The following is a 7023-nucleotide window of genomic DNA, read 5'->3' as shown; positions in this document are numbered from 1 at the left end:
GAGCACGACCTTGCCAAGGTCGGGGTCGCGAGTTCGAGTCTCGTTTCCCGCTCCAGTTAAAAGACATCGGCTTAAGCGGGTGTCTGGCTGAAAAGCCTGAAGAATTTGGCGCGTTAACAAAGCGGTTATGTAGCGGATTGCAAATCCGTCTAGTCCGGTTCGACTCCGGAACGCGCCTCCAATTTTTCCCGAGCCCGGATGGTGGAATCGGTAGACACAAGGGATTTAAAATCCCTCGGCGTTCGCGCTGTGCGGGTTCAAGTCCCGCTCCGGGTACCATGGGAAAGATAAGAATAAAATCAAAGCAATAAGCAGTGTCGTGAAACCACCTTCGGGTGGTTTTTTTGTGTCTGCCACTTATCGTTATACCCCTCTTATTTTTAATCACCAGGTAATCCACTCAAAAAGTATCTCTATGCCAGAGCGACATGTAAGATAGACGCTGGCGAGTCGAGATCCACAAGGAAAAGCGTATGAAAACGGGACCGTTGAACGAAAGTGAGTTGGAATGGCTGGATGATATTCTGACCAAATACAACACAGACCACGCCATCCTTGATGTAGCTGAGCTGGACGGTTTATTGACGGCGGTGTTGAGTTCTCCGCAAGAAATTGAACCAGAACAGTGGTTGGTGGCCGTCTGGGGTGGGGCGGACTATGTACCGCGCTGGGCGTCAGAAAAAGAGATGACGCGCTTTATGAACCTGGCTTTTCAACATATGGCCGATACCGCAGAGCGTCTGAACGAATTTCCTGATCAGTTTGAGCCGTTATTTGGTCTGCGAGAGGTTGATGGTCGTGAGCTGACGATCGTTGAGGAGTGGTGCTTTGGCTATATGCGTGGCGTTGCCCTCTCTGACTGGTCGGCATTGCCGGAATCCTTAAAACCGGCGCTTGAGGCGATTGCGCTGCACGGTACGGAAGAAAACTTCGAGCGGGTAGAGAAGCTGTCACCGGAAGCGTTTGATGAGAGTGTGGATGCCATTCGACTGGCGGCACTTGATTTGCACGCTTACTGGATGGCTCATCAGCAGGAAAAGCCTGTTCAGCAACCGATCAAAGCAGAAGAAAAACCGGGTCGTAACGATCCTTGTCCGTGCGGTAGTGGTAAGAAATTTAAGCAGTGCTGCCTGCATTAAGAGGTCACATTGGGTGCCAGAGTTAATTCTGGCACCCAACAAGGATATGTGAGGCTATTTAATCACCCCACTTCTGGTAACCATCCTGCTGCAATCAAAAATTGCACTCCAATCACGCCAATACCACAGAGAAACACCAGTACCAGCGCCGGACGGCCGCCTTTAACCCGATAACCTGCTTGTGGATTATGCTTTCTGCTTTGCCAGGTCAGCAGGGAAGGGATAATCAACGCCAGTACAGCAAGCGCCACACCGGCGTAACCCAGCGCCATCACAAAGCCACGTGGGTAAAACAGAGCAAATGCCAGCGGTGGCAGAAAAGTAATTGCCCCGGTTTGCATTCTCCCGCCAACGCTATTTGAACGCTGAAACAGATCCGCAAGATAATCAAATAAGCCTAATGCTACGCCAAGGAAGGACGTTGCGAGGGCTAAGTCCGCAAATAAATGCACCGCCAGTTCGACATGCGGTGAGGCCACCACTTCGCGTAATGCCTGTAACAGCCCGTTTAGCCCGGCGTGATTAGCCAGCAGTCCCATAAAGGTTGTTGAATCAATGCTGCCCAGTGTCGCCAGTTGCCAGAATATATACGCCACCAGAGGGATCGCACTACCTGTAATAAATACCCAGCGCAGCTTGCGAATGTTGCCATCCATATAACTGACGATGCTAGGTACACTACCGTGGAAGCCAAATGACGTAAAAATTACCGGGATCGCAGACAACGCGAGTCCTTGTTGCAGCGGTAGAGTTAAAAGATTCACTTTATGAATATGCGGTAGCAGCAGTACCAGCATCACCACCAGAAAAATAATTTTGGCGCTAAACAGAAAGCGGTTAAATAAATCGACCAGCGACGTCCCGACACAAACCACACCACCGGCAACAAAAGTGAACAACAACACGCCAGCAGTTGCCGACACTGGAATACCGGTCCAGTCACTGATGCTGGAGGCAAGTAATTCACCGGCACCGCTAATGTACGCCGCTGTCAGGGCGTACATTAAAAACATCATACTGAAGCCAGTGAGCCACTGCCCATAACGCCCCAGATAGCGTTTTGCCAGCGTGCCCAGACCGGTATCTGCGGGGACATGCTGGTACACCTCCAGCAATAGCAGTGCGGTGTAACACATCAATGCCCACAGACCAACTAACAATGTCAATGTGACACTAAAACCGACGCCTGCTGCCGCCAGTGGCATTGCCAACATACCCGCGCCAATTGTGGTTCCTGCCACGATAAAAACACTTCCCAGAGTTCTGTTTTTCACGCTTTCTTCTGTCCTGACGATCTTTATGAGAGATATCTGCGGCGCAGGTTAAGGCATTCTACATTTCTCGTCAAATCGACGTTACATTTACTGTAAACAAAAATGTACAATAAAATGCATTCGGAACTGCGCTGGCGCAAAGCCTTGATGAGCGGATATCGCTACGCTATGCCCTTTTTGAGGAGGAACGATGGACTCTATTCACGGTCATGAAGTGTTAAATATGATGATTGAATCAGGCGAGCAATATACGCACGCCAGTCTGGAAGCGGCGATCAAAGCGCGTTTTGGTGAACAGGCGCGTTTTCATACCTGCTCGGCGGAAGGGATGACAGCGGGAGAGCTGGTGGCGTTTCTGGCGGCGAAAGGTAAATTTATTCCCGGCGAAGAAGGGTTCTCAACCGATACAAGTAAAATTTGTCGCCACTGATATGAAACGGCGGCAGTAAATCTGCCGCCAGAGTAGATTAGTTTTGCGCGTCGAGGGTAGAAAGTTCTTTATCGATGAAATAAAGACCTTCGCCGCTTTTACCGGCCAGACTTAATTTATCAATAATCGATTTGAACAATTTCTCTTCTTCATGCTGCTCAGAAACATACCATTGCAGGAAATTAAACGTTGGGTAATCCTGGTTGGTCATGGCGGCGTGAGCCAGTTCATTAATTTTCTGCGTGATTAATTGTTCATGCTTATAGGTTTCCTGGAATAATTCATCAAGTGAAGAATATTCAGCAAACGGGGATTCAACGGTATTAATACGCGGTAAGTTTCCGGTATCGGTCAGATAATCAAACAGACGCTGCATATGCGTCATCTCTTCCTGGGCGTGGCGGCGCAGAAACGCAGCCGCACCTTCAAAGGTATGATAGCTGCACCAGGCGCTCATTTGCTGATAAAGCAGTGAAGAGTACAGTTCCAGGTTCATCTGCTCATTGAGTTTTTCAATCATTTCTGGTTTCAGCATGATAGTGCTCCACAAAGGTTATTTTTGTTGCTGTGGCGCCACTATAATTTGTTATTTTATTATTTGCAAAAGGTAAAATATTAAATTCAATTATTAAAAATACGAATGGGAATAAAACGCATTAACGCTATTCGTGGGATTAATTAACCAGCGAAGCATCCCTCGCTGATTAAGGTCTTTATTGATAAGTCGAGGGCATTAAATTTTGGCACTGATACGACAACGTAAATTCCGTATTCAGACATAACGCCCCCGCAAACAGACTACAGTTACTTACAGGTTGCCCAAACGCAATGGCGCGGGTAAACCCTGCGTGCTGACATGCGCGTTCCGCTATTCTTTGATTAAGATAGCTGTCAGTACGGGCGTGTTGTAAAAACGCCTGGTCATAAACGAGGCGTACAATACCGCTCGTGACATTAACCTCGCTCAATTGAGCCTGACGAGTTACGGTGCAGCCCGCTAATGTTAAAAGCGAAAAAACAATTATCAGATGTTTCATGTCACGGCCTGAAAAGGAAGAAGAAACAGGTATTGTACCTGCGTGCAGGATCAGATTATGGACAGAAAAGACGACGGATCGGCGCTATTCCTTGCTTTTCCCAGAAGTCAGATGCTTTATGGTGACTTTGTGGGTTATCAATTTCATAACATTAAAGGGATATTTGTGTGATATAAATCACATAAAGATTGATTTTTGTGATGGATGTCATATTATAAGCGCAAAGACGATAACACCTGCATAACAAATGGTCGGAGTACCTCAATGAAACTGCGCAAAATCCTGAAAAGCATGTTCGATAACTATTGCAAGACGTTCAAAGACGTACCGCCAGGCAATATGTTCAGATAACAAAAAACCTGCTTCGGCAGGTTTTTTTGTGCCCTGGTGATGTCGGATGTGACTATCGCTGTGGAGGGGAAGCCGCTACTATAGCGGCTTTCAAAATGCTATCAGGAGTTTACAATGTCCCAGCCGCTGAATGCCGATCAGGAACTGGTCTCTGATGTTGTCGCTTGCCAGTTGGTAATCAAACAAATTCTCGACGTACTCGATGTGATCGCTCCTGTTGAGTTGCGTGAAAAAATGTCCAGCCAGCTGAAGAATATCGATTTTACTAACCATCCTGCCGCAGCCGATCCGGTAACGATGCGCGCTATCCAAAAAGCCATCGCGCTGATTGAACTGAAATTTACTCCGCAAGGTGAATCCCATTAAAAAAACCGCTGCTTCAAAGTATGAAGCAGCGGTTTTCTCAAAATTATTTGTATCCGGCGCATGTTTTAAAGCGCCGAACATGATTAATGTATCTGATGCGACACGACATTAAGAACATGCTGGTCGGTCTGGACAGGGCACATACCGGCAAGTTTCGCGCTGCGCACTTCATCAAGAATGGTTTGCAACAACAGGCCATCGTGCTGCTGTTCTTTTTCCAGATCGCGCAGGAAATCGACGGTAGAATCATCATTCAATTCTTTAGCTTCATCGGCTAATTGTGACAGCTTGCTTGAACGCTGCTCATATTCTTCCATCGTTTTTTGGAAGAGTTCTTCCAGAGAGTTAAGCTTTTCTCCTGGTACATCGATAGCTTTAACGATGGGAGTTGCTCCGATACTTTTCATAAAGTTAAACATGCGCATCATTTGCGTCACGTTACTTTGTGCCTGGGCGCGAAGGAAAGTAGCGGTGCCATTCAGACTTTGTTCAGAACACCATTTGCTCAGGTGAAGGTAGAGATTGGATGCGTAAAACTCGCGGTTCATTTGGGGGTTGAGTTTGAGAAGCATTCCAGTGGTTGCCATACCTAATATCCTTATATCCAGAAGACGTGAGGTGCAAGATGAATCAAAACACCGTAATTACTGCTTGCAGAATAATTCCTTTCTGCATGTCCAAAATGTGATCGTGGAGTCAATTCTGACGATGATCTGAAATAAGCATAACGTCTGAACGAATATAAGAAAATCCTTAAATCACCGGATTTATATTTTTTTACATTTCATTGGTGAGATCAATTAGTTTGCAATAATTCCTAATGCGTCATATTGATGTATTTCATTGATATTAAAATGATTTCTTAATAACATGATGATGTTTTGATATTTTAAGGTGTTTTTTCGATTATGCGATAATGCTCTCGTTATAGCGTTACCTTTAATTAATAAATGAGGTGATAATTAATGTAGAAATTGATTGGTGCAAGGTTTAGAGACTTCTTTCTCCTTTCACTATTCAGCGCAAATGAACAACCTCTTGCCCGGTAATAATTAGATTAAAAAAGACACTCCCTGCCTCTCAAAGCACACCACAAGGATTTCCAGGCTAATGTCATGGATTATTCTGCTAATGCTTTTTTGATTTGTCAGACAATTACCGATTCCAGTATGTCATTTCTCGCTGAATTTATGCACGTTCTCACTGTAATTCTGCTATGTGATATTGCTCTCCTATGGAGAATTAATTTCTCGCTAAAACTATGCCAACACAGTCAATTATCTTTTCGATAAAGGTAATGCTTTGTTTTCCGATTGAATTAACAAAAGTTCTTAGTTTTTGCCCTACACAAAATGACGCTAAAGCTGGAGATAACCATGCACAAATTTACTAAAGCTCTTGCAGCCATTGGTCTGGCTGCCGTTATGTCACAATCCGCTATGGCGGAAAACCTGAAACTCGGTTTCCTGGTAAAGCAACCAGAAGAGCCGTGGTTCCAGACCGAATGGAAGTTTGCCGATAAAGCCGGGAAAGATTTAGGGTTTGACGTTATTAAGATTGCCGTGCCGGATGGCGAAAAGACGCTGAACGCCATCGACAGTCTGGCTGCCAGCGGTGCTAAAGGGTTTGTCATTTGTACGCCAGACCCGAAACTGGGTTCCGCAATTGTGGCGAAAGCACGTGGCTATGGTATGAAAGTGATTGCCGTGGATGACCAGTTTGTAAATGCCAAAGGTAAGCCGATGGATACCGTGCCGCTGGTGATGATGGCGGCGACCAAAATTGGTGAGCGTCAGGGCCAGGAACTGTATAAAGAGATGCAGAAACGTGGTTGGGACGTAAAAGAAAGTGCCGTAATGGCGATTACTGCCAACGAACTGGATACCGCTCGTCGCCGTACCACGGGTTCTATGGATGCGCTGAAAGCCGCCGGATTCCCGGAAAAACAAATTTATCAGGTTCCCACCAAATCTAACGACATCCCCGGGGCATTTGACGCCGCCAACTCCATGCTGGTTCAGCATCCTGAAGTTAAACACTGGTTGATTGTCGGGATGAACGACAGCACCGTGCTGGGCGGTGTACGTGCAACGGAAGGTCAGGGCTTTAAAGCGGCGGACATCATTGGTATTGGTATCAATGGGGTGGATGCGGTGAGCGAGCTGTCAAAAGCGCAGGCTACCGGTTTCTACGGTTCACTCCTGCCAAGTCCGGACGTACATGGCTATAAATCCAGCGAAATGCTCTACAACTGGGTAGCGAAAGACGTAGAACCACCAAAATTCACTGAAGTTACCGATGTAGTTCTGATTACGCGCGACAACTTTAAAGAAGAACTGGAGAAAAAAGGTTTAGGCGGTAAGTAATCTGCCGTAAAAATTCCCCTCTGCCTTTATTGTGCAGAGGGGGTGTGAAAGACCAGTGAT

9 protein-coding genes and 2 tRNA genes are annotated in these 7023 nt (G+C 46.3%); 7 read left to right on the top strand and 4 right to left on the bottom strand.

Features of this window, described 5'->3' with window-relative positions; all coding sequences use genetic code 11:
- The first annotated feature begins 107 nt into the window (after positions 1–107).
- From BEG40_RS13350 to yecA, 3 genes are all read left to right on the top strand, one after another.
- Positions 108–181 (top strand) — tRNA-Cys (locus BEG40_RS13350).
- An 11-nt stretch (positions 182–192) separates the two neighbouring features.
- Positions 193–279, top strand: a tRNA-Leu gene (locus tag BEG40_RS13345).
- A 194-nt stretch (positions 280–473) separates the two neighbouring features.
- Positions 474–1139 carry a UPF0149 family protein YecA gene (yecA, locus tag BEG40_RS13340; RefSeq protein WP_105285540.1) on the top strand — a complete coding sequence of 222 codons (666 nt, stop codon included), beginning with the start codon at positions 474–476 and terminating at the stop codon, positions 1137–1139.
- 62 nt (positions 1140–1201) lie between these two features.
- Here yecA and tyrP read toward each other — a convergent pair whose 3' ends face one another.
- Complete coding sequence (tyrP, locus tag BEG40_RS13335; protein WP_000797589.1) at positions 1202–2413, bottom strand: tyrosine transporter TyrP; 1212 nt, start codon at positions 2411–2413, stop codon at positions 1202–1204.
- A 190-nt stretch (positions 2414–2603) separates the two neighbouring features.
- Here tyrP and BEG40_RS13330 point away from each other — a divergent pair, with 190 nt between their 5' ends.
- Positions 2604–2843 carry a YecH family metal-binding protein gene (locus BEG40_RS13330; protein WP_000377222.1) on the top strand — a complete coding sequence of 80 codons (240 nt, stop codon included), beginning with the start codon at positions 2604–2606 and terminating at the stop codon, positions 2841–2843.
- Between the two features lie 37 nt (positions 2844–2880).
- Here the strand turns inward: BEG40_RS13330 and ftnA are convergent, their stop codons facing one another.
- Both ftnA and yecR read right to left on the bottom strand, forming a co-directional pair.
- The gene (gene ftnA, locus BEG40_RS13325) at positions 2881–3378 is read right to left on the bottom strand and encodes a non-heme ferritin (RefSeq protein WP_000917207.1); all 498 of its coding nucleotides are present in this window, start codon (positions 3376–3378) and stop codon (positions 2881–2883) included.
- 178 nt (positions 3379–3556) lie between these two features.
- On the bottom strand, positions 3557–3880 hold the full coding sequence (gene yecR / locus BEG40_RS13320; RefSeq protein WP_000681530.1) for a YecR family lipoprotein: 324 nt from the start codon (positions 3878–3880) through the stop codon (positions 3557–3559).
- A gap of 264 nt (positions 3881–4144) precedes the next feature.
- On the opposite strand from yecR, the gene azuC reads away from it, so the two are divergent.
- Together azuC and yecJ are read left to right on the top strand one after the other, a co-directional pair.
- Positions 4145–4231 carry a stress response protein AzuC gene (gene azuC, locus BEG40_RS21755; RefSeq protein WP_077629254.1) on the top strand — a complete coding sequence of 29 codons (87 nt, stop codon included), beginning with the start codon at positions 4145–4147 and terminating at the stop codon, positions 4229–4231.
- Positions 4232–4345: 114 nt separating this feature from the next.
- Positions 4346–4597 carry a DUF2766 family protein YecJ gene (yecJ, locus tag BEG40_RS13310; protein ID WP_000082114.1) on the top strand — a complete coding sequence of 84 codons (252 nt, stop codon included), beginning with the start codon at positions 4346–4348 and terminating at the stop codon, positions 4595–4597.
- An 83-nt stretch (positions 4598–4680) separates the two neighbouring features.
- On the opposite strand, the gene BEG40_RS13305 is transcribed toward yecJ, so the two are convergent.
- Complete coding sequence (locus tag BEG40_RS13305; protein WP_105285538.1) at positions 4681–5184, bottom strand: non-heme ferritin-like protein; 504 nt, start codon at positions 5182–5184, stop codon at positions 4681–4683.
- 789 nt (positions 5185–5973) lie between these two features.
- On the opposite strand from BEG40_RS13305, the gene araF reads away from it, so the two are divergent.
- On the top strand, positions 5974–6963 hold the full coding sequence (gene araF / locus BEG40_RS13295; RefSeq protein WP_000548667.1) for an arabinose ABC transporter substrate-binding protein AraF: 990 nt from the start codon (positions 5974–5976) through the stop codon (positions 6961–6963).
- The last annotated feature ends 60 nt before the right edge of the window (positions 6964–7023 follow it).

The sequence above is a fragment of the Escherichia sp. MOD1-EC5495 genome (genome assembly GCF_002965965.1).
Lineage (GTDB): Bacteria > Pseudomonadota > Gammaproteobacteria > Enterobacterales > Enterobacteriaceae > Escherichia > Escherichia ruysiae.
The sequence above is the reverse complement of the archived record's forward strand: the minus strand, read 5'-3'. Positions and strand labels throughout refer to the sequence as shown.